The following is a 17705-nucleotide window of genomic DNA, read 5'->3' as shown; positions in this document are numbered from 1 at the left end:
GAGGTTCGCCGCGATCAGGGCGAAACGCAAAGACGACACTGGTGGAAGGGATGGAAGCCACAGTTTGAGGCGGTTCACGCTGTCAGATCTTTGCGATGAATTCGGCTGGCGTACCGTCTTCGGGATTGACGAAGGTAATGTCATCCTGGGCACGCCGGGGGGTGTCTATGGCAAGGAACACCACAGGCGCGCGAAGGATACGCGGCAGGGCGTGAATGGCACGCTTGGGGAAGACAAGAAGCTGTCCCGGCGTGAAGGCAGCTTCGGTGGCCGGGTCGTCTATCCAGAACGTACCCTCGCCGGACAGCACATGCAGGATTTCGTCGCACTGCGTGTGATAATGAGCGGGTACGCCGCGATAGACGCGAAAGACCCGGATACTCCGGGACGCGGAGTCCGTCAGATACGTGTCCAGAAGCATCGTGTCGGCCGTGTCAGGAAACGATGCCGCGATGGCATTGAGGTCGAAACGACCACCCTGCGGGTTAGGTAGATACGCGGTATCCACGCTCATGACTCTGTTTCCCGGATTGCTAGGAGATCCCGTAATGCTGCGGTGTCAGCCACCTGATGGAACGCCACGATTTTTCCATTACGGGTCGTCCAGAAATGAGCGAAAGCGATCTCACCCGCTTTTCCGAATGTCGTGCGCACCCGATAGAATCCGGTCGTCGCGACATTGGCGCCATCGGTCAGAAATGTCTCCGGTGCCGTAACATATTCAGTGAAATGGGTCTTTACTGCCGGAAAAAAACGCTCCCCGACGGCATGCCGACCGACATAACCACCACCCTCGGGAAACGTGTCGAGCACCGACCAGATGATATCGTCATCCAGTAAGGACGTGTCGCCGGTCGCATACCAGCGCCGCACCAGATCCAATGATGTCGCGTTCATGTCGATCCTCCTCACTCACCGAAGCCGGTGAGAACGATTTTCCCCTTCGCCCGCCCGCTCTCGATCAGGGCGTGCGCGCGGCGCAAATTGTCCGCGTTGATCGGACCGAAATTCTCGCCCAGCGTCGTGCGGATGCGCCCACTGTCCACGAGTGCCGCGATCTCGTTCAGCAATTTGCCTTGTTCGGCCATGTCGGCTGTTTCGAACATGGGCCGTGTGAACATCAGTTCCCAATGCAGCGACAGGCTCTTGCGCTTGAGCGGCAACGCGTTGAGTTCTTCCGGGTCGTCGATCAGCCCGAAATGTCCCTGCGGCGCCAGTACTTCCACGATATCGGCGAAGTGTTGGTCCGTCTGCGTCGTGGAGAAGACGAAGCCGGGAGCGCCGGTCGGGAGGTGCGCCATCTGTCCGGCGAGGGCGTTCCGATGGTCGATCACATGATGCGCGCCGAGGCTGCGGACCCATTCCTGTGTCTCGGGGCGCGACGCGGTGGCGATGATTGTGAGGTCGGTCAGCGCGCGGGTAAGCTGGATCGCGATCGAGCCGACGCCACCCGCACCGCCGACGATCAGCAGGGACGGCGCGGTGCCGGGAACAGGTCGCCGGATGTCGAGTCGGTCGAACAGCATCTCCCATGCCGTGATTGCAGTCAGCGGGAGTGCGGCGGCCTGCGTCCAGTCCAGCGACTTCGGCTTATGGCCCACGATCCGTTCATCAACCAGATGGAACTGGGCATTCGTACCCGGACGATGCAGCGATCCGGCATAAAAGACTTCGTCGCCGACCGCGAAATTACGGACATCCGGCCCCGTTGCCGTCACGACGCCCGCAGCGTCCCAGCCGAGCACACGCCATTGGCCGGGTTCGGGTGTCGCGCTGGACCGAACCTTGGTATCGACAGGATTGACCGAAACGGCCCGGACTTCGACCAGGAGGTCGTGTCCGGTCGGCACGGGTTTCGGGAGTTCGATATCCTGCAACGAGTCAGGGTTGTTGATCGGCAGGGGGGCTTGATAACCAACAGCACGCATGATGTCCGCTCCATCGTTGAATGGAGGGAGGATGAAGCGTTATGCTCAGCATTCGCAAGAACGCACATATAACGCCCATAGTATCGGAAATGATACCGTCATGCCCCGCATTCGTCACAAGCAACTGGATTGCAGCCCCGGCTGCGCCGTGGAAGCGACGCTCGAACTCATCGACGGGAAGTGGAAAGGAGTCATCCTCTTCCATCTTCTGCAAGGAACGATGCGCTTCAACGCCCTCCGAAAGCGTTTGCCGAATGTCACTCAACGCATGCTGACGGCGCAGTTGCGTGAGCTGGAGCAGGATGGGTTCGTTCTGCGCACGGTCTATGCCGAAGTGCCGCCGAAGGTGGAATACAGCCTGACCGAGCGTGGCCGGAGTCTGGAGCCGGTCATCATGGCGCTGAAGCACTGGGGCGATGCGCACACCAGTTTCGGAAAGGGTGAGGGTCCTATGTCGAAACCGGATGTCTCATGTCATGGTGACGAACGGCCGATCTCCGTCGTTATGGACGGTCGTTGACGACGATGTGAAGTCCCGGTGGAGAAGGCCACTTCAATTTAAAAGACGATCGGTCTATAAAATGCGCCATGACCTCAATGGTTCAGCAACGGCGCCGTGGCCGCCCTCCGAAATCGGACGACGGCTATTCTCTGACCCTGCAGAGACTGATCCGGGAGGGCGTCGTGGCCCTGACCGAAAAGGGCTTCGTCGCCTCCGGTCTTGAGGAGCTGTTGACGCGGGCGCAGGTGCCGAAGGGGTCGTTCTACTACTATTTTGCGAGCAAGGAGGCGTTCGGGCTGGTTCTGATCGACGCTTATGCCAGCTACTTCAATGCGAAACTCGATCGCTGGCTGAAGGATGAGAAGACCGAACCGGTCGAACGGCTCCGGAACTTTATCGCGGATGCGTGCCGGGGCATGGAGCGATATGGGTTCCGACGTGGGTGCCTGATCGGCAACCTCGGGCAGGAACTGGTGGCCTTGCCGGATGCGTATCGGACGGCGCTCCGTGACGTGTTGAGAGGATGGGAAGACCGGCTGACGGCGTGCCTTCTGCCAGTCGATTCCGTCCGCGCGCGCGACTGGGCACGGTTCTTCTGGACCGGGTGGGAAGGGGCCGTCCTGCGGGCGCGACTGGAACGCAGTGCCGCGCCGCTTCGGGACTTTGAAGATGGCTTCATCAGGCTGATCATGGCCCCGTAGGCATCGTCATGACCGGCGCCGGATGATGAGGGTCATTTGATAGACAATCGGTCTAATGGGGGGAATGTTTATGACATCGCAATTTCAGGCTCTGCTGATCGAAAAGAACGAGGCAGGAGAAAAGCGGTTTGATATTCGCCAGATGGGCGAGGACGCATTGCCGGATGGCGATGTGACGGTGCAGATCGAATGGTCCTCCCTGAACTACAAGGACGCTCTGGCGATCACAGGCCGAGGACCGATCGTCCGGCAGTTCCCGATGGTTCCGGGAATCGATTTTGCCGGGACCGTCGTGCGGTCCACCGATCCCGCCGTGTCGCCGGGTGACCAGGTGGTGCTGAACGGCTGGGGCGTGGGTGAGAAGCACTGGGGCGGTCTGGCCGGTCGCGCACGGGTGCGCGCGGACTGGCTGGTCCCTCTGCCGAAAGGTCTTTCGACCCGGCAGGCCATGGCGATCGGGACGGCGGGTTACACCGCCATGCTCTGTGTCATGGCGTTGGAACATGGAGGCATCCAGCCGGACACCGGACCGATCGCGGTTTCGGGCGCTTTGGGTGGCGTGGGCAGCATCGCGGTGATGTTGCTCTCCCGGCTCAGCTACACAGTCGAGGCGATCACCGGGCGGTCGGAAGAAAGTGCTTATCTCACTGCGCTGGGGGCGGCTTCGATCCTGCCGCGCGATGAATTCACGCAACCGGGCAAGCCCCTGGCGCGGGCGCGCTGGGCAGGGGCCGTCGATGTCGCGGGCGGACGAGTGCTGGCCAATCTATGCGCGGGCATGGCGCCAGGGGGCGTGGTCACGGCGTGCGGTCTGGCGGCCGGTATGGATTTTCCGGCGACGGTAGCGCCCTTCATCCTGCGCGGCGTGTCGCTGATCGGGATCGACAGCGTCTACTGTCAGCGCGAACGGCGGATAATAGCGTGGAACCGTCTGGCCGAACTGCTTGATCCACATCTTCTGGACACGATGACGACCGCAATCCCTCTCGCCGATGTCTCGGCCGTGGCCGGCGCCTTGATGGATGGCAGGATTCGCGGACGTGTCATCGTCAACACGGGGACCGAAGTCTGAACATCACGACAGTTATACATATCACCACTGGGCCGGTGCGTCGCAACGAACGCGCCGCTCAACCCCTTGTAGGGGGCGCAAGAGTCCATTGGCATAATTCCGGCTGTTCCACGCGGAAAACCGCTGTGTCGGCTGTTCCCGAGCACCACGTTGGCACATCGCAACGCCGACTGGGGAGGACGGCAACCACCCCATCTCATAAACGCCTGCGGTCTTCTGAACGATGACAGTTTTGACAGACGGATGGATCATGAGCGGCCCTGGATGCGTTGCTGAAAATGGGCAAGTACACGTGTTGCACCGTCCTTCGAAAACACGCTGTCCAGTCCTGCCGCGGCGCCGTGCGCGGCGATCTCCGCACGCACTGCCATCATCGCCTCGTAGGTCTGGATGCTATCAAGACCGCTCGCGTGCGTCAGCGCGTCCGCGAGATCGACGGCATCGGCCAGGGCGAGGTTGACCCCCTCGCCACTGAACGGCGACATCAGATGGGCGGCGTCGCCCAGCAGCGTAACGCCCGAGTGCGCGGTCCAGCGCGTGCCGATCGGCATCGCATGCATCGGCCGCACACCGATGAAATCGCCCTCGCCAATGAGCCGCCTCAACCCCGCATCCCATGTCGAAAACGCCGCTGTCATGCGCGTTCGTGCCCCATCGGGATCGGCACGGCACAATGCGATCGCCTCGTCCTCCGCCATGCGGACGCCCGCATAAAAGCGGATGTGGCCATGCCCGTTGCGCTGGAGCACCAGGGCGCGATTGTCGCCGACCGCGAACATCTTGCCGCGGCCCACCAGAACCGCCGCATGTGGATGCCGAACTTCGTCGAATCCAAGCTCCAGAAGCACGACACCCTGATAGACGGGGCGGGCATCCGTCAGGAACGGGCGCAGCCGCGACCACGCCCCGTCCGCGCCGATGACGATATCGAACGCGTCCTGTCCATCGTCCCGCAGTACCCGGATCTGGCCATCCTCGGCTGCTATCCCGGATACGCGCTGCCCCCAGCGCACGACGCCCGGTGCGAGTGCGTCCAGCAGGATGCGGCGCAGATCCCCGCGATCGATCTCGGGGCGATTTGCCGCCTCGCCGTCATGGTCGAACAACAGCTTACCGCACTCGTCATAGAGGCGGTCGCCCTGATCCTCCGGCCGGGCGGCGGCGGAGAACGCGGTTTGCAGACCGGCCGCGCGCATCGCCCTTTGTCCCGTCTCCTCATGCAGGTCGAGCGATCCGCCCTGCGGCCGCTCGTCCGCATGGTCGTCGCGTTCGAAAACGGTCACGTTCATGTCGCGCTGCTGGAGCAGGCGCGCGAGCATCAAGCCGCCCGGTCCGCCTCCGACGATTCCGATACGCCTGTTCATTGTCCACTTGCCCTCCAAGGCCTACATAGGTTCCTATATAAGTAGAATATAGGAACCTATGCAATGGCTGACGACACATGGAATCCGCTCGATCATCCGGGGCATTATTTCAGCCGCATCGGGCGGGGACTCATGCGGATCGGCGATGCGCGGCTCCGGCCTCTCGGTCTGGCCACGGCACAGTTGCCGGTGCTGGCGATGCTGCAGAACGGCGAATCACGGTCGCAGAAGGAACTCGCGGCGCTGGTGAACGTCGAGCAGCCGACGATGGCGCAGCTCCTCTCGCGTATGGAGCGCGACGGGCTCATCCGCCGCACGCCCGATCCCGACGATCGCCGCAGTAGTCTCGTCTCGCTGACGCAGACGGCGATCGACCGGCTGCCGCAAGGACGGCAGGTGCTACGTGAGGGCAATGCCGACATGACGCGCGGGCTGTCGAGGGACGAGGTTACGACGCTGGTCGGACTGCTGCGCCGCGTGCTCGAGAATATCGAGGCGCTTTGATCGGATGCAACGCACAGCGTCAGGCGGAGCTGGGACGAAAGACGCGTCCACAAGGTCCATAATTATGTGAACGCAGAGTTTCAGCGGCGGCGTCCACCACGCTCGCCGCCCGGTTTAACAGCAAAAAAACCGCAGCTAATAAACCGGCCCGGGCGGCGGCGGAGGAACCACGTAGTAATATGCCGGCGGCGGGCGGGGCGGCGCGCGGTGATGCGGGCGCGCCGGATAGACATAGCATCCCGACAGAACGCTCATCAGCGCTATGGACCCTACGATCTTTATGTAAATCATGTCTCGATTACCTCAGCGAGCAAGGAATTTCCGTCAGATAAACCGGTGCCCGGCCATCCATTGTTCGGCTATTCCGGGCCACTCCACCGTCGCGGTTCCTGGCTTCCCGAGGCCGAAACCGTGGCCGCCGGTCGGAAACAGGTGGCGCACGACCTCCACACCGTTTTGTTCGCATGCAGCTTGAAGGATTGCGGTGTTCGCAGGGTTCGACACGGGATCGTCCGCCGCCTGGACGAGGAAGAACGGCGCCAGCCCCGGATGAATGTGCGTCTGCACGGACCAGCGCGCGCTTTCGGTAGGGCTCGGATGATCGCCGATCAGGACGCGTCTCGTGGATGTATCCTGGTAGGGTGGCTCAAGCGTCACGATAGGATAGATCAGCAGCGTCAGATCGGGATGCCCCGATACCTGATCCAGCGCGTCGATCGGCGTGTAGGACAGTTGATCCGCGCAGGCCGTCTCCATCCCCAGCAGGTGAGCCCCGGCGGAGAAACTCATTACTCCCACGCGGCGCGGGTCGACGCCGAAATAGCGTGCCTGACCGCGGATCATGCGAATGGCGCGTTCGGCATCCTGAAACGGCGCGAACCGGCCGACGGTCCAGCCTTCCTTCGGCAGGCGATATGTCAGGACGAAGGCCGTCACCCCGATGGACGCCAGCCACCGGGCGGCAGGGATCGCTTCCTTTCCGTTTTCGATCTGCTTATATCCGCCGCCCCCCGCGATGAGCATCGCGGCGCCGTTGGGCTGGACCGGGCGAAGAACCGTAAGCGTCGGAACCGCGACGTTCGTGACGGCGCCCGTTCTGGATACGTGTTCGCCTGATACCGGCCCGCCGCCCCCTGGCGGCGGGCCGGGCCAGATCGGAAACCCTGGAGGCTGCTCCGTCGACATATCTTCGTGGTGCCGATGCCTGTCTCGAAAGGCGAGCATCTGTGCGTGAGCGCCGTTCGAAACGGCGGTCGCGCTCATTACCAGTGAGCCACTTATGAGAGTGCGCCTGCCAATCACGTTCGGTCCCTTCTGATCTGAGCAATCTTCTGAGGACTACGCAGATCGGGGAGGTGGCCCCCCTGCACTGGGTATAAAAATAAAGTAACGAACGAGCGATGGCATGATTTCCGGCACGCGACAAAAATCATGACTCCGAGGGGGGGAGGGCGCCCTCTCTCGTAATCCCTGTGACGAGCGATGTGCCGGGTGGAGATAATGGATTCGTGTCATGGGATTACAGTTCGCCTCGTTCCCGGGCATGCGATGGGATGCGAAAGAGTGCGCCGCCCGATGGCACCTCATGTTCCCTAGACCGTCGACACGGCATCGCCAGAGTTATCTCGACGCGCCCGACGGCGATCTGCTCATGTGGGCGGCAGAGGGAGACACAGCCGCGTTCGAACAGGTCGTGCGGCGCCATGGGCGCGCGATGCTGCGGGTCGCGCGTCGGCTGGCGCCGGAGCGGGCCGTGGCAGAGGATCTGGTGCAGGAGACATTCATGCGGGCCTGGAAGAACGCCCGGCAATTCGATGGATCGCGCGGCGCTGTGGTCACCTGGCTCTATCGTATCGTGACCAATCTCTGTATCGACGCCCGCCGACGGCGGACGCCGGACATGGTGACGGAAGATCCGGGGATAGCCTCTCCTTTGCCATTGTCTGACGAGATCATCGAGAGAACCGACGAGATCGTGGCCCTTTCGAACGCGTTGACGACGCTACCAGCCCATTACGCAGCGGTCTTCACGCTGGTTTATGATGAAGGACTGACCGGAGTGCAGGCGGCCGATATTCTGGGTCTCTCGGTCAAAGCGGTCGAACGGCGATTGTTTCGCGCCCGCGCGCTGCTCCGAACGAGTCTGTTGCCGGAAAGGAGGAGTCTGACATGAGGGGGGGCATGTCTCTCGTGCGCTTTCGCGTGCTCTGCGGACAGTATGGCGCCCATTTGGAACGCTGGCCGGAGGGCGAGCGAGGGGTGGGCCAGAACCTGCTGCATTCGTCCGCCGAAGCTAGATCCATCCGCGATGAGGAACTGCGACTGGATCGGTTGATCGCGCGTGCTTCCTCGGACCGGGAGGCGACCTTTTGGGTGGGCGGAGAGCAGGACGCGGCTCTGGAGCGTCTCTGTTCCACAATGGCGGACGCCATGGCAGCCGACACCGCGCAGGGTCCCAATGGAGATGGCATATTCGCCTGTCTATCTGTCTTCACGTCGAAAATCCTCTCTGCGGGAAACGATTGGAGACACGTGATCTGGGTCACTGCGGGAAGCAGTGCGTTCGGGTGTTGCGGCATCTGGATCGGGCAATTTCTGGCCAGCGCACCACAGGCCGATCTGCTCTCGGCCATGCAGATGACCCTGCTGGGAGGACATTGATGATGCTCGACCAGAGAAGTCTGCGTCGTTCGCTTGTGGCTTCCGTATTTGCGAATGTTTTCCTGTTGGCGGTAGTGGCGGGATTTATTCTTCCGCACCACCGCGCCGAGACCAGACATCCGCCGCTGACGTCGGTGCTGGCGGAGGTCGAAAAAAGATTGCGTCCGGAGGATGCGCGACAGTTTCGAACGGTCATTGAGCAAAATGATCCGCACATGGAGGAAGATTCCAGACGCCTGAGCCGGGCACGACGGCGCGTCAACAGGCTGATTCTGTCTGATCCGCTCGACACGCGAGAATTGCGCGCGGCGATGGCCGAATGGCGGGAGGACTGGAACCTGTTTACCGCCCCCTTCGATACGGCGTTGGTCGTCGCATTGTCGCAGATCTCGCCGACAGGGAGAAAGCTCCTGATTGCCCCGGAGACAGACGAGCGCGGCGGGGAGGATAATACGGCCGCCCTTAAAAGATAATTGGGAAGGTTTTGAGGATACCCTGTCGCGCGGTCATTGGCGCGCAGTAATCCCGCAGGCATCCGGAGAGCATAAATGAAATTTGTAATATTAGGCTTCATTGTGTGTATGACAATTCCGAGCGCGCAGGCCCAGGTCGTCATGATTGGCCCTCCGCCGCCTGCACCGCACGAGATGATGGTTGCTCCGCCGGGAGCGCCGGAGAAGTTCGTATGGGATCCCGGACACTGGAAGTGGCATCGTGCGCGTTATGTGTGGCTTCCAGGCCATTGGATTGGCCGGCCGATGCCGAAACTCATCTGGGTTCCGGGCTCGTGGCGGGCAAGTCTCAGGGGATGGGTCTGGATTGCAGGACATTGGAAATAATGACATGACCATAATTGACAGAGGGAGTAGCTGGCCAGCGCAACCTGCTCCCGATCTTCCAGAGTGCCGCGGCGTTGATGGTACCTGTCCTATTCTACGACGAGCGTATTGCCAACGTGGATCGTGTTTCCCGACTGACCCCATTCTGGGGTGACCTGTTCCCGGCATAACCTGTATGTCACGGCGCGCATGCTCCTAAGGAAGCTGCGGCGGAATGGCTGATACGGCTCGCCTGGCTATGGCTCGGCCAGCACATTCAGCACTGCCTTCACGCGCCATGTCGGAATGCCGCCGATACGATATCTTCGCGCTGTCACGGCACCCTGACGATAGACGTCGTCCGGCTTGGCTATTGGCAAGGACCTTAGTCGTCACGCTCAGTGATAATGGGGGCTTGAATGATCGCGCGTGGCCTTATCATAAAGCGAGCTGGCCATGTCTCAGCGGCATTCCACGGGTGATCCGGCTATTCAGACGGCAAGGCAGACGATGCCGGCGCTCAGATACACTGGCCGCCGGAGACTTCGATCCGTTGCGCATTGACCCAGCGATTGTCCTCGGACAGCAGCGAGGCGATCATCGGGCCGATATCGTCTGGAAGCCCCGGGCGCCCGAGCGCTGTCGCCTCCGCGATATGCCGGGCAACCTCCGGATTGTCCCGGACAGCGCCCCCCGAAAAATCTGTCTGGATGGCGCCCGGGGCGACCGTATTGACGGCGATGCGACGCGGCCCGAGTTCCCTGGCCATGTAATGTGTCATGACTTCCACAGCCCCCTTCATCGACGCATAAACGATCCGGCCGGGATATGTAAAACGGGTCAGCCCCGAAGAGATATTTACGATCCGGCCGCCATCCGCGATGAGCGGCAGTAGTGTCTGCGTCAGGAAGAACGGGCCTTTGACATGAACACGATAGGCGGCGTCGAAATCTTCCTCCGTCACCTCGCCGAACGGTCCGCTATGTGACGTCCCCGCCATATTGACCAGGTAGTCGAAACGCTCGGCACCCCATTCGCCCAGCACTGTTCGAACCTCTTCGAGGAATGGTGGAAAGGCAGAAATGTTACTGGTGTCGAGTTGCAGGGCCACGGCACGGGCTCCACTGTGTTCGACAGTGCCGACAACCTCGTCGGCAGCAGCCCGGTTGGCATGATAGGTGAAGATTGATGAAACGCCGCGTCGGGCAAGCGCTTCAACAGTCGAGCGACCGAGGCCACGGCTTCCGCCGGTGACGAGGGCAATGGTCTTTGCTGCTGGCATGGGGCTCTCCGTTTGATGGTGGCCCCATGTTGGTCACACCATGGCCCATTCGATAAGATCGTCCTTTCCGACAGCATTGTTTTGCGCCATGGAATAATCGCATGGACAGGCTCGCGACACTCGATCTTTTCATCCGCATTGTCGATCGCGGCAGTTTCAGTGCCGCAGCGGCGGCCTGCGGTGTATCGCGGCCTGTCGCGACCGCAGCGATCAAGGCGTTGGAGAGCCGGTTGGGAACCCGGTTGCTGCACCGCTCGACCCGCCACGTCCGACCCACAATGGAAGGAGACGCCTATTATCGTCGGTGCATCGCAATCCTGGCCGACCTTGAGGACGCGGATCGGAATGCAGCAGGCGCCGTTTCTGGCGTGTTGCGGGTCGACGTCGTTGGTCATCTGGCCCGCACGATCCTGCTTCCGGCGATGCCCGACTTCCTCGCGCGGCATCCTGCCCTGACTGTCCATCTTGGAGAGGGCGAACGGTTTGTCGATCTGGTCCGCGAGGGCGTGGATTGCGTCGTGCGGGCCGGGGCACTCGCCGACAGCGAGATGGTGGCCTGCCATCTGGGAGTAATGGAAGAGGTCACCGTGGCCAGCCCGGAATATCTTGCCCAGCATGGAATGCCCGCGACACCGGAGGCCCTTGAAGGCCATCAAATGATCGGCTTCGTGTCGTCGCGCACCGGCCAAGCTCTGCCGCTTGAGTTTACACGCGGGCACGAAGTGATCAAGGTAACGTTGCCGACACGGCTGTTGGTCAGTGGCGCGGAAACCAGTGCCGCCGCAGCGCGGCAAGGGTTCGGTCTCGTACAGGCGCCACGTTACCGCTTCATCGATGATCTCGCGATCGGCAGGCTGATCGAGGTTCTGGCCGATTTCCCGCCGACACCTACACCGCTTTCGGTGCTGTATCCAAGCAACAGGCAGCTTTCTCCGCGTGTGCGGGTCTTCGTCGACTGGCTGGTGGAGATTATCGGCCCGAGGCTTCACCCGGGCGCGTGAGGCCTGTCGCACGAAGCCGCGTCAGATGGGTGAGGTCCTCTGAAGCAAGGAACTGTTGTGCCAGCCGCTCCCGGCCGGTGTCGATAGCGCGGTTCATCACCGCCCTGGCCTCGGTCGTCCGCATGGAGCGGATGGGTCGATCCCCCGCCGCGCGCCGGATGCTGCCCCGCTCAGCGGCCGTGATCGCGCAGATCAGTTGCCAGACTTCCAGCGGCCGACGAATGAATGTCATGTCGTCAGTCCCTGAATAGGGGTGTGAAGCCGCTGAGCAACGACGTTGAAATACAAATTCGTCGAGGGTCCAAAGAACTGCCGAAAACAAATAAGCCGTATTGTAGGTTAATTTTCTCTGGGTGGTGTCGGGAAATAATTGGCGAGGCGCTCGAGAATATATCCGGCGGCGATGAGCGTAGCTTCCTCTTTATTCGTAAGCAGATTCTGGATCGCTTCAGCAAGCCAGTCGTCGCGCAATGCGCGATCTCTAGCGACCAGCCGCTCACCGGCTGGGGTGAGAGTGATGTTGACGCGGCGCGTATCTACCCTATCAGCCGTCCGCTCAACAAAACCCCGCTCAGTCAACTCGGAGAGTGCGCCGGCCACATTGGATGAGGTCATGACCAGTTCGCGACCGATCTGAGTGGGTTGCGACCCACACTCGCTTCGCGCCACCACGCCCAGCACGCGCACAGCGGACTGCGAGAGCCCCTCGACTGGAGGGCGTTCACGACGCTGGCGGCGCTGCAGGGTGCGCAACTGCCCGAGCAATCGATGCAGGTCTTCGTCCTTCATTCTTCTTATCTTAAATAGCTATGTCGTGAGGCGCAATCAATAATGACCTCTTTACCTGGACTTCCCTGCGCCTGGGGCGAGAGCCAGCGAGCGATCGAGCAGAGTGACGAGCAGGGCGAGGGTCGAGACGATGATGATAAAAGCCGCGAGCTCGTGCATGCCGGTCGTATCGGCGCGATGCCCGAAAGCCATGCCCGTTGCCGCGGACGCGATGATCGCACCAAAATATTGAAAGGTGCGTAACAGGCCTGAGGAGGCGCCGAGGCTCTCAGGATGCGCCTGGTGATAGAGTGCATTCTGGTTGGAGAGGCTCAGCAGCCCCTGCGGGATACCCAGCAGGGCGGTGACGGTCGCAAGAAACCAGATCGGTGATCCCGGCGAGGTCAGCAGCAAGACGCTTCCGACGACGGCCTGCAAGGTTCCGCCGACAACGAGCTTGCCCCGCACCTGTGGAGTACGTCCCCATAGAGTGGAAACCAGGATGCCGACGCCGAAAGTCGGCAGCAGTAGAAGTCCTGTCTTCGAGGCACTCAGGCCGCGACCTTCCTCCATCCATTGGCTGAAGCCGTAGATGAAGGCATAGGACGTCGTTGAGGCGGCCAGGGCACGGGCGTACGTCGCGAGGAGTGGCAGGTTGCCCCATAAAAGCCTGAGATCGATGAAAGGTGCCGTCACGCGAAGCTCGTGGAAGGCAAACGCGGCGCCGGCAGAAGCGGCCATCGCCAAGCTCCACAGGGTGGAGGTGCCAGGTGCCATGAGGAACAGCAGCAGGCCAAGCAGCGCTACTGCGAACAGTGCGGTGCCGGCCCAATCGAAGCTGCGGAGGGCTTCACGTTCATCTTGCTGTGTGCCGGTGCCATAGGCCGGAAGCATCATCCAGCCCAGCAGGAGCGCGGCCATACCAAGAGGGATGTTGATGGCCATGGTGAGGCGCCAGCCGCCGAGAGCGATGAGGAGGCCGCCCAAGGTCGGACCGATGGCCGCGATCGTCTGCACTGTGACTGACAAGGCGGTCAGGACGCTAGCCGGACTCTCGAGATGGTCGTGATTTGCCACTTTGCGGATCAGCGACATGGCGGAGGGATAGCCGGCACAGGTTCCGAGTCCGAGGATGACACGCGCGACGACGAGCACCCATAGAGCGGGGGCCACGGTGCCGATTATGCCTGCGATCATGGTCAGGAAGGCGCCCAGCAGGAAAAGGCGCTTGGGACCGAAGACGTCCACGAACCGGCCGACGAGCGGCTGGCCGATCGCGGTGGCCATATAGAGCGCCGACACAAGCCAGGCGGTCTGAGCCGGGCGCGCGCCGAACGCTGCCCCGATGGGCACGAGGGCGACCGCGATGATGGAAGAGTTGATGGGATTGAGGATTGCCCCGAGCATGAGGGGCGCGAGAAACCGGCGTGGGAACCGGCCGTACGTTGTTATTTGTTGTGAATGCGTGATCATAGACGTGCGAGCGAGCGTGCTCCGTTGTTGAGTGATGTGTCCCGGTCAGTCGAGGCGCGGCAATTCCAGCACATACAGCTCGATGACCTGCCGCTCCGCGGTCGTGGTGGCGGCGCTGGCCGTCACCGTTTCATCGCGTGGGCTGTAGAGGCAGGTGAGCTTGCCGTGCGTCGTGCCGTCGACCCGGAGCCCGGCATCGCTTGTCCATGCGATTTGAGCGCGGTCGGAAGCGAACTCATAGGATGCGCCGTCGGCCAATTCGATCATGCCGATCCGGATGTCGGCGTTCGGGCCGGGATGGTCGAAGAAATGCCCAAGCTGTTTGACACGGACGCCTGCGGCGGTCGGATAATAGTCGAATGCTGCAGGGTGCAAGAGGATCGGCTCTGCATAGCCTGGCGGCGGGATGGAGAACTTTCGCCCCGTCCGGGCAAAATACTGTTCCTCGTAAAGAGCCTGGTTCGCGTCGCGCTTGGTTTCGCCGCCGGTGGCCTCGTCCTGCTCGTAGTAGATGCCGCCCTCAAAGCGCCCCCTTGCGTTCAGACGTTCCAGAGCGGCGGCGCGGTGCTGTGTCCATTCCGGTCCGGACTGGTGTTCGCCATGAAAACCGAACTGAAGCAGGAGGCCCGCGCCGTGGTCCTTGCGTTGGGGGCCGTAGTAGGCCCCACGCGGGAAATACGCGATGTCCCCTTGAGAAATATCGTGGCCAGGAGCGTAATTGACCGAGCCGGCTTCGGTGAAGCGGATCTGCTGAAAGGCGTGACGGTGCTTCGGGGACTCAAACGCCGAGTCTCCGCCCTGATATTGACTGCGGATAAACCGGAAGTTCAGCCCGTCAGCAGTACTGTCGCTGAGCAGCGTCTGGCGAACGGTGCCGCCGGTACGAAGTGAGCTGTCCCGGCCCTGGCGAGTGGTAGGCGCTTCTGCGATGGCGACGATCTGCACGACGGTTTCTCCTCAATCGTGGCGGGGTGATTGCGCGCTGTCAGGCGTGTGCAGCGAGCTTGGCAAGGATCTCGTCGGTCGTGGCCGTCTCGCCCAGGCGCGGAAAAATCCGGCTGGTGCTGTGTTCGTGGGCCGCAGCGTTGGTATCGGTCATGGCGTCGGTGGCGAGAACGACGTGCAGCCCGTGCTCGTGTGCCGACCGGGCCGTCGATTCCACGCCGATGCTTGTGGCGACGCCGGTGATGACGACCTGCGTGACGTGACGTGCGGCCAGAGCCTCGGCGAGGTCGGTCCCCTGAAAAGCGCCCCAGGTATTTTTGGTGACGAGAATATCGTCCGGCTGCCGGTCGAGTTCTTCCAGCAGTTCGGCCCAGTCGGCCGGGCGCGCCGTCGAGGCGCCAGAGGGCTGATTCTGGTGGACGTCGGCCCGACCGGGAGCGCCGCCGGCCACGTTCACCAGGACGACGGGCAGTCCCTTTTTGCGGAATGCCTCGGCGAGGCGTCGTGAATTGTCGACGACACTACCAAACGGATGAGCCGTCGGGAGGCCGGCGAGACCTTTCTGAAGATCGACGATGATGAGGGCAGGGATTTTATCCAGGACTGTGACTGGCATAATTATATTCTCCGTATTGTGAAGATGATTTTCGCCCGGCTTGCATGGCTGCTGAACATCCGCCGGGCTATTTTCCTGGAGCGCAACATTCCGGCCGCGCTCAGGCGGGCATTGTCTTGTCGCCCACTTTTTCGATGACTTCTTCGTCGGTTTCCGCAGGGACCCGCGTCGAGATAAGATACCGGTTGAAGAAGTTATACCAACACATGACGGCAATATATTTCCGGCATATCTCGTCAGAATAACGATTTCGCATGGCCTCCAGAACGGGGTCGGAGATTGCGCCCTTCAGCGTCAATTCTTCGGTTGCCTGGATGATGAGTTGCGCCTCTTCATCCATACCCGTCACGGGGCCATCGTTCTGAATGCCCTCTTTTTCTGCTGTGCTGGCATTCAGATTGTCGAGCATGCGCAGATTCGGACCCCAGGGATTTACACCCCCGAGGAGCTTACAAATACGCAGGCAGATGAATTCGCGCAGTTTCGGATCAACGCCGTCGACCCGGAATACCGCGCGGGCCAGCTCGATGATAGGGACGCCGAGCGATCCGGCGCCCAGCATCATGCGGCCATCTTTGTAATTCTGCCCCTTCTCGCGGAGGTAGGTCGCCATTTCGGCGCCGATGTCCGCGTCAGTTGGCAAAGGGATAGCGATTTTGAAGGGATATTCCGTCAGATGAGACATCAATGTCCTCCTGTAGCGTGCTGCCACGGCGCGAGGAAAATTAACCGGCGCGGATCGTGGCGCCCGACTAGACCTATATGACATACCTATCTAAAATAGTCAAAGGCATATAAGATCGGGTTCGACATCCGTGTTTCGACCGCCGGTCGGAAGCGACACGAACTTCAGGGAGATCGACAATGAACGTTGGATTTGTCGGAGTTGGCGCTATGGAGCAGCTTGTGGCGGAGCGCCTTCTCGCGGCCGGACATCGCCTCGTTGTCTATGACTGCGTATCGGCAAGAACAGAGAACCTTGTTGCCCGTGGTGCAACTTTTGTTGAAACACCAGCTTCCGTCGCGTGGGAGGTGGACGTCGTCTTTTCGATGATGGCCGATGACGTAACGCTTGAGGACATGATCTTCGGTGAAGATGGCATCGCAACCGGGCTGTCACCGCGAGCGATTCACGTCAACTGCGGCACAATCTCCTGCTCCCAGGCGCGTCGTCTGCGGGAGGGTCATGCGCAACGCGGACAGACATATGTCGGCGCCATTATTTTCGGAGGGCCGGCGGAGGCTGAAGCTGGGAAGCTGTCCATACTGGCGACTGGCGTCAATGATGTTTGGCTTCGCCTGCTGCCAGTGCTCAAATGCTTGGGAGGCTGTGTTTTCAATGGCGGGCGGTCATTTCCGTCGAGCCGATCTGGGATTGGAGCGGGCACGATGTATGTCGGCCCCGCGGAAAGTCAGTGCCTCGCTTAATGATGCGGATGAAACGTCGGCGGCTCGTCGCGGACGCTTCAAGAATGAATCAGGAAATGCACAGTTGCCAGTAGCGAGCGCTTTGGGGCTGAGTGCTGATGCTGAAAGATGTGGGGAGTGTGTCTGCCGACCGAAACTTCCAGCTTCGATAACCGTCAGCAGATAACGGAGTTCGGTCAGATGCATGAGTTCGGTCACCGTTGGCTATGAGTAATGCCGATCCTCAATCAGCATCCAGCTCATGCCCGCTTCCAGAGCACATTTGCGGACGCTGACGCTCCTCCCTCATTGCGGCGCGGCGGTCAGTCGCGCTCGGGGGCAAGATGCACCGCGAAGCCCTGCGCTCCGGGGGGCACCAATCCGGGCAGCAGTTCCATAGTCGGGATCTGGTAGTCACCGTAATTCTGCTTGCGGTAAGGAATCGGCGCGATCGTTTCCAGACTCTTCATCCGCTCGCGCAATTGTTCCGCGAGAAGCGTGAATTTCGGCTCGTCCATCCGATCGACACGATAGGCCACGAAGGGCGGCAGGACGGTGAAGCCGGGATAGAAAAGGATCCCATGATTGATCGGGAACAGCAGATCGTCGATCGGGCCGTTGATCCCGCGGTCCGAATAATGTTCGGGCCACCCGCCTGCGGTG

The 17705-nt window shown here is 61.4% G+C and carries 23 protein-coding genes; 10 read left to right on the top strand and 13 right to left on the bottom strand.

Going from position 1 to position 17705, the window contains the following annotated elements; all coding sequences use genetic code 11:
- Nucleotides 1–82 precede the first annotated feature (82 nt).
- The 3 genes from HUK82_RS05520 to HUK82_RS05510 are packed head-to-tail and all read right to left on the bottom strand — an operon-like array spanning nucleotide 83 to nucleotide 1928.
- A complete protein-coding gene (locus tag HUK82_RS05520) occupies nucleotides 83–514 on the bottom strand; it encodes a cupin domain-containing protein (RefSeq protein ID WP_176612998.1) in 432 nt (143 codons plus the stop codon).
- Nucleotides 511–897: a nuclear transport factor 2 family protein gene (locus HUK82_RS05515; protein WP_176612997.1), complete on the bottom strand. Its 387-nt coding sequence runs from the start codon at nucleotides 895–897 to the stop codon at nucleotides 511–513. The genes HUK82_RS05520 and HUK82_RS05515 overlap by 4 nt, the downstream gene beginning before the upstream one ends.
- A gap of 11 nt (nucleotides 898–908) precedes the next feature.
- Entirely contained in the window at nucleotides 909–1928 is a 1020-nt protein-coding gene (locus tag HUK82_RS05510) for a zinc-binding alcohol dehydrogenase family protein (RefSeq protein ID WP_176612996.1), read from the bottom strand.
- A gap of 100 nt (nucleotides 1929–2028) precedes the next feature.
- On the opposite strand from HUK82_RS05510, the gene HUK82_RS05505 reads away from it, so the two are divergent.
- The 3 genes from HUK82_RS05505 (at nucleotide 2029) to acuI (ending at nucleotide 4203) form a co-directional block, all read left to right on the top strand.
- Nucleotides 2029–2448 carry a winged helix-turn-helix transcriptional regulator gene (locus tag HUK82_RS05505; protein ID WP_176613009.1) on the top strand — a complete coding sequence of 140 codons (420 nt, stop codon included), beginning with the start codon at nucleotides 2029–2031 and terminating at the stop codon, nucleotides 2446–2448.
- Between the two features lie 68 nt (nucleotides 2449–2516).
- Entirely contained in the window at nucleotides 2517–3131 is a 615-nt protein-coding gene (gene acuR / locus HUK82_RS05500; protein WP_176612995.1) for an acrylate utilization transcriptional regulator AcuR, read from the top strand.
- Nucleotides 3132–3201: 70 nt separating this feature from the next.
- Complete coding sequence (gene acuI, locus HUK82_RS05495) at nucleotides 3202–4203, top strand: acrylyl-CoA reductase (NADPH) (RefSeq protein WP_176612994.1); 1002 nt, start codon at nucleotides 3202–3204, stop codon at nucleotides 4201–4203.
- Nucleotides 4204–4451: 248 nt separating this feature from the next.
- On the opposite strand, the gene HUK82_RS05490 is transcribed toward acuI, so the two are convergent.
- Complete coding sequence (locus HUK82_RS05490; protein ID WP_176612993.1) at nucleotides 4452–5567, bottom strand: FAD-dependent oxidoreductase; 1116 nt, start codon at nucleotides 5565–5567, stop codon at nucleotides 4452–4454.
- Between the two features lie 63 nt (nucleotides 5568–5630).
- Here HUK82_RS05490 and HUK82_RS05485 point away from each other — a divergent pair, with 63 nt between their 5' ends.
- A complete protein-coding gene (locus HUK82_RS05485) occupies nucleotides 5631–6071 on the top strand; it encodes a MarR family winged helix-turn-helix transcriptional regulator (RefSeq protein WP_176612992.1) in 441 nt (146 codons plus the stop codon).
- 324 nt (nucleotides 6072–6395) lie between these two features.
- On the opposite strand, the gene HUK82_RS05480 is transcribed toward HUK82_RS05485, so the two are convergent.
- Nucleotides 6396–7094 carry an alpha/beta hydrolase gene (locus HUK82_RS05480; protein ID WP_246495825.1) on the bottom strand — a complete coding sequence of 233 codons (699 nt, stop codon included), beginning with the start codon at nucleotides 7092–7094 and terminating at the stop codon, nucleotides 6396–6398.
- A 490-nt stretch (nucleotides 7095–7584) separates the two neighbouring features.
- Between HUK82_RS05480 and HUK82_RS05475 the strand changes: the two genes are divergently transcribed.
- The 4 genes from HUK82_RS05475 to HUK82_RS17675 all read left to right on the top strand — a co-directional run bounded on the left by HUK82_RS05475 (nucleotide 7585) and on the right by HUK82_RS17675 (nucleotide 9571).
- Nucleotides 7585–8244, top strand: a complete 660-nt coding sequence (locus tag HUK82_RS05475; RefSeq protein WP_176612990.1) for an RNA polymerase sigma factor — start codon at nucleotides 7585–7587, stop codon at nucleotides 8242–8244.
- 8 nt (nucleotides 8245–8252) lie between these two features.
- Entirely contained in the window at nucleotides 8253–8732 is a 480-nt protein-coding gene (locus HUK82_RS05470; protein WP_176612989.1) for a hypothetical protein, read from the top strand.
- Nucleotides 8732–9205 (top strand): periplasmic heavy metal sensor, encoded by a 474-nt coding sequence (locus tag HUK82_RS05465; RefSeq protein ID WP_176612988.1) that lies wholly within the window; start codon nucleotides 8732–8734, stop codon nucleotides 9203–9205. Before HUK82_RS05470 ends, HUK82_RS05465 begins: the two co-directional genes overlap by 1 nt.
- 75 nt (nucleotides 9206–9280) lie before the next feature.
- Nucleotides 9281–9571: a YXWGXW repeat-containing protein gene (locus tag HUK82_RS17675; protein WP_176612987.1), complete on the top strand. Its 291-nt coding sequence runs from the start codon at nucleotides 9281–9283 to the stop codon at nucleotides 9569–9571.
- Nucleotides 9572–10070: 499 nt separating this feature from the next.
- Here the strand turns inward: HUK82_RS17675 and HUK82_RS05455 are convergent, their stop codons facing one another.
- On the bottom strand, nucleotides 10071–10832 hold the full coding sequence (locus HUK82_RS05455) for an SDR family oxidoreductase (RefSeq protein ID WP_176612986.1): 762 nt from the start codon (nucleotides 10830–10832) through the stop codon (nucleotides 10071–10073).
- A gap of 101 nt (nucleotides 10833–10933) precedes the next feature.
- On the opposite strand from HUK82_RS05455, the gene HUK82_RS05450 reads away from it, so the two are divergent.
- Nucleotides 10934–11833 carry a LysR family transcriptional regulator gene (locus HUK82_RS05450; protein WP_176612985.1) on the top strand — a complete coding sequence of 300 codons (900 nt, stop codon included), beginning with the start codon at nucleotides 10934–10936 and terminating at the stop codon, nucleotides 11831–11833.
- Here the strand turns inward: HUK82_RS05450 and HUK82_RS05445 are convergent.
- The 6 genes from HUK82_RS05445 to HUK82_RS05420 form a co-directional block, all read right to left on the bottom strand.
- Nucleotides 11802–12065: a hypothetical protein gene (locus HUK82_RS05445; protein WP_176612984.1), complete on the bottom strand. Its 264-nt coding sequence runs from the start codon at nucleotides 12063–12065 to the stop codon at nucleotides 11802–11804. The two genes, HUK82_RS05450 and HUK82_RS05445, sit on opposite strands and share 32 nt — an antisense overlap.
- A 107-nt stretch (nucleotides 12066–12172) precedes the next feature.
- Entirely contained in the window at nucleotides 12173–12622 is a 450-nt protein-coding gene (locus HUK82_RS05440; protein ID WP_077808142.1) for a MarR family winged helix-turn-helix transcriptional regulator, read from the bottom strand.
- A 51-nt stretch (nucleotides 12623–12673) separates the two neighbouring features.
- Nucleotides 12674–14074 carry an MFS transporter gene (locus HUK82_RS05435; protein WP_176612983.1) on the bottom strand — a complete coding sequence of 467 codons (1401 nt, stop codon included), beginning with the start codon at nucleotides 14072–14074 and terminating at the stop codon, nucleotides 12674–12676.
- 45 nt (nucleotides 14075–14119) lie between these two features.
- Entirely contained in the window at nucleotides 14120–15019 is a 900-nt protein-coding gene (locus HUK82_RS05430) for a hypothetical protein (protein ID WP_176612982.1), read from the bottom strand.
- A gap of 40 nt (nucleotides 15020–15059) precedes the next feature.
- Nucleotides 15060–15635 (bottom strand): isochorismatase family protein, encoded by a 576-nt coding sequence (locus HUK82_RS05425; RefSeq protein WP_176612981.1) that lies wholly within the window; start codon nucleotides 15633–15635, stop codon nucleotides 15060–15062.
- A 100-nt stretch (nucleotides 15636–15735) separates the two neighbouring features.
- On the bottom strand, nucleotides 15736–16320 hold the full coding sequence (locus HUK82_RS05420) for a carboxymuconolactone decarboxylase family protein (protein WP_077808145.1): 585 nt from the start codon (nucleotides 16318–16320) through the stop codon (nucleotides 15736–15738).
- 179 nt (nucleotides 16321–16499) lie between these two features.
- Between HUK82_RS05420 and HUK82_RS05415 the strand changes: the two genes are divergently transcribed.
- Complete coding sequence (locus HUK82_RS05415; RefSeq protein ID WP_176612980.1) at nucleotides 16500–17063, top strand: NAD(P)-dependent oxidoreductase; 564 nt, start codon at nucleotides 16500–16502, stop codon at nucleotides 17061–17063.
- Between the two features lie 302 nt (nucleotides 17064–17365).
- Here HUK82_RS05415 and HUK82_RS05410 read toward each other — a convergent pair.
- Nucleotides 17366–17705 (bottom strand): NAD(P)H-dependent oxidoreductase (locus HUK82_RS05410; protein WP_176612979.1); only part of this gene is annotated, 340 nt, incomplete at its 5' end.

Source organism: Ameyamaea chiangmaiensis (assembly GCF_013376175.1).
In the GTDB taxonomy this organism is placed as follows: domain Bacteria; phylum Pseudomonadota; class Alphaproteobacteria; order Acetobacterales; family Acetobacteraceae; genus Ameyamaea; species Ameyamaea chiangmaiensis.
This window is presented reverse-complemented; position numbering and strand designations above follow the sequence as displayed.

What these genes read in the sequence shown, in the direction of transcription:
- HUK82_RS05520 (WP_176612998.1), bottom strand. Translation starts at nt 514, where the DNA reads ATGAGCGTGGATACCGCGTATCTACCTAACCCGCAGGGTGGTCGTTTC.
- HUK82_RS05515 (WP_176612997.1), bottom strand. Translation starts at nt 897, where the DNA reads ATGAACGCGACATCATTGGATCTGGTGCGGCGCTGGTATGCGACCGGC.
- HUK82_RS05510 (WP_176612996.1), bottom strand. Translation starts at nt 1,928, where the DNA reads ATGCGTGCTGTTGGTTATCAAGCCCCCCTGCCGATCAACAACCCTGAC.
- HUK82_RS05505 (WP_176613009.1), top strand. Translation starts at nt 2,029, where the DNA reads ATGCCCCGCATTCGTCACAAGCAACTGGATTGCAGCCCCGGCTGCGCC.
- acuR (WP_176612995.1), top strand. Translation starts at nt 2,517, where the DNA reads ATGACCTCAATGGTTCAGCAACGGCGCCGTGGCCGCCCTCCGAAATCG.
- acuI (WP_176612994.1), top strand. Translation starts at nt 3,202, where the DNA reads ATGACATCGCAATTTCAGGCTCTGCTGATCGAAAAGAACGAGGCAGGA.
- HUK82_RS05490 (WP_176612993.1), bottom strand. Translation starts at nt 5,567, where the DNA reads ATGAACAGGCGTATCGGAATCGTCGGAGGCGGACCGGGCGGCTTGATG.
- HUK82_RS05485 (WP_176612992.1), top strand. Translation starts at nt 5,631, where the DNA reads ATGGCTGACGACACATGGAATCCGCTCGATCATCCGGGGCATTATTTC.
- HUK82_RS05480 (WP_246495825.1), bottom strand. Translation starts at nt 7,094, where the DNA reads ATGCTCATCGCGGGGGGCGGCGGATATAAGCAGATCGAAAACGGAAAG.
- HUK82_RS05475 (WP_176612990.1), top strand. Translation starts at nt 7,585, where the DNA reads ATGGGATTACAGTTCGCCTCGTTCCCGGGCATGCGATGGGATGCGAAA.
- HUK82_RS05470 (WP_176612989.1), top strand. Translation starts at nt 8,253, where the DNA reads ATGTCTCTCGTGCGCTTTCGCGTGCTCTGCGGACAGTATGGCGCCCAT.
- HUK82_RS05465 (WP_176612988.1), top strand. Translation starts at nt 8,732, where the DNA reads ATGATGCTCGACCAGAGAAGTCTGCGTCGTTCGCTTGTGGCTTCCGTA.
- HUK82_RS17675 (WP_176612987.1), top strand. Translation starts at nt 9,281, where the DNA reads ATGAAATTTGTAATATTAGGCTTCATTGTGTGTATGACAATTCCGAGC.
- HUK82_RS05455 (WP_176612986.1), bottom strand. Translation starts at nt 10,832, where the DNA reads ATGCCAGCAGCAAAGACCATTGCCCTCGTCACCGGCGGAAGCCGTGGC.
- HUK82_RS05450 (WP_176612985.1), top strand. Translation starts at nt 10,934, where the DNA reads ATGGACAGGCTCGCGACACTCGATCTTTTCATCCGCATTGTCGATCGC.
- HUK82_RS05445 (WP_176612984.1), bottom strand. Translation starts at nt 12,065, where the DNA reads ATGACATTCATTCGTCGGCCGCTGGAAGTCTGGCAACTGATCTGCGCG.
- HUK82_RS05440 (WP_077808142.1), bottom strand. Translation starts at nt 12,622, where the DNA reads ATGAAGGACGAAGACCTGCATCGATTGCTCGGGCAGTTGCGCACCCTG.
- HUK82_RS05435 (WP_176612983.1), bottom strand. Translation starts at nt 14,074, where the DNA reads ATGATCACGCATTCACAACAAATAACAACGTACGGCCGGTTCCCACGC.
- HUK82_RS05425 (WP_176612981.1), bottom strand. Translation starts at nt 15,635, where the DNA reads ATGCCAGTCACAGTCCTGGATAAAATCCCTGCCCTCATCATCGTCGAT.
- HUK82_RS05420 (WP_077808145.1), bottom strand. Translation starts at nt 16,320, where the DNA reads ATGTCTCATCTGACGGAATATCCCTTCAAAATCGCTATCCCTTTGCCA.
- HUK82_RS05415 (WP_176612980.1), top strand. Translation starts at nt 16,500, where the DNA reads ATGAACGTTGGATTTGTCGGAGTTGGCGCTATGGAGCAGCTTGTGGCG.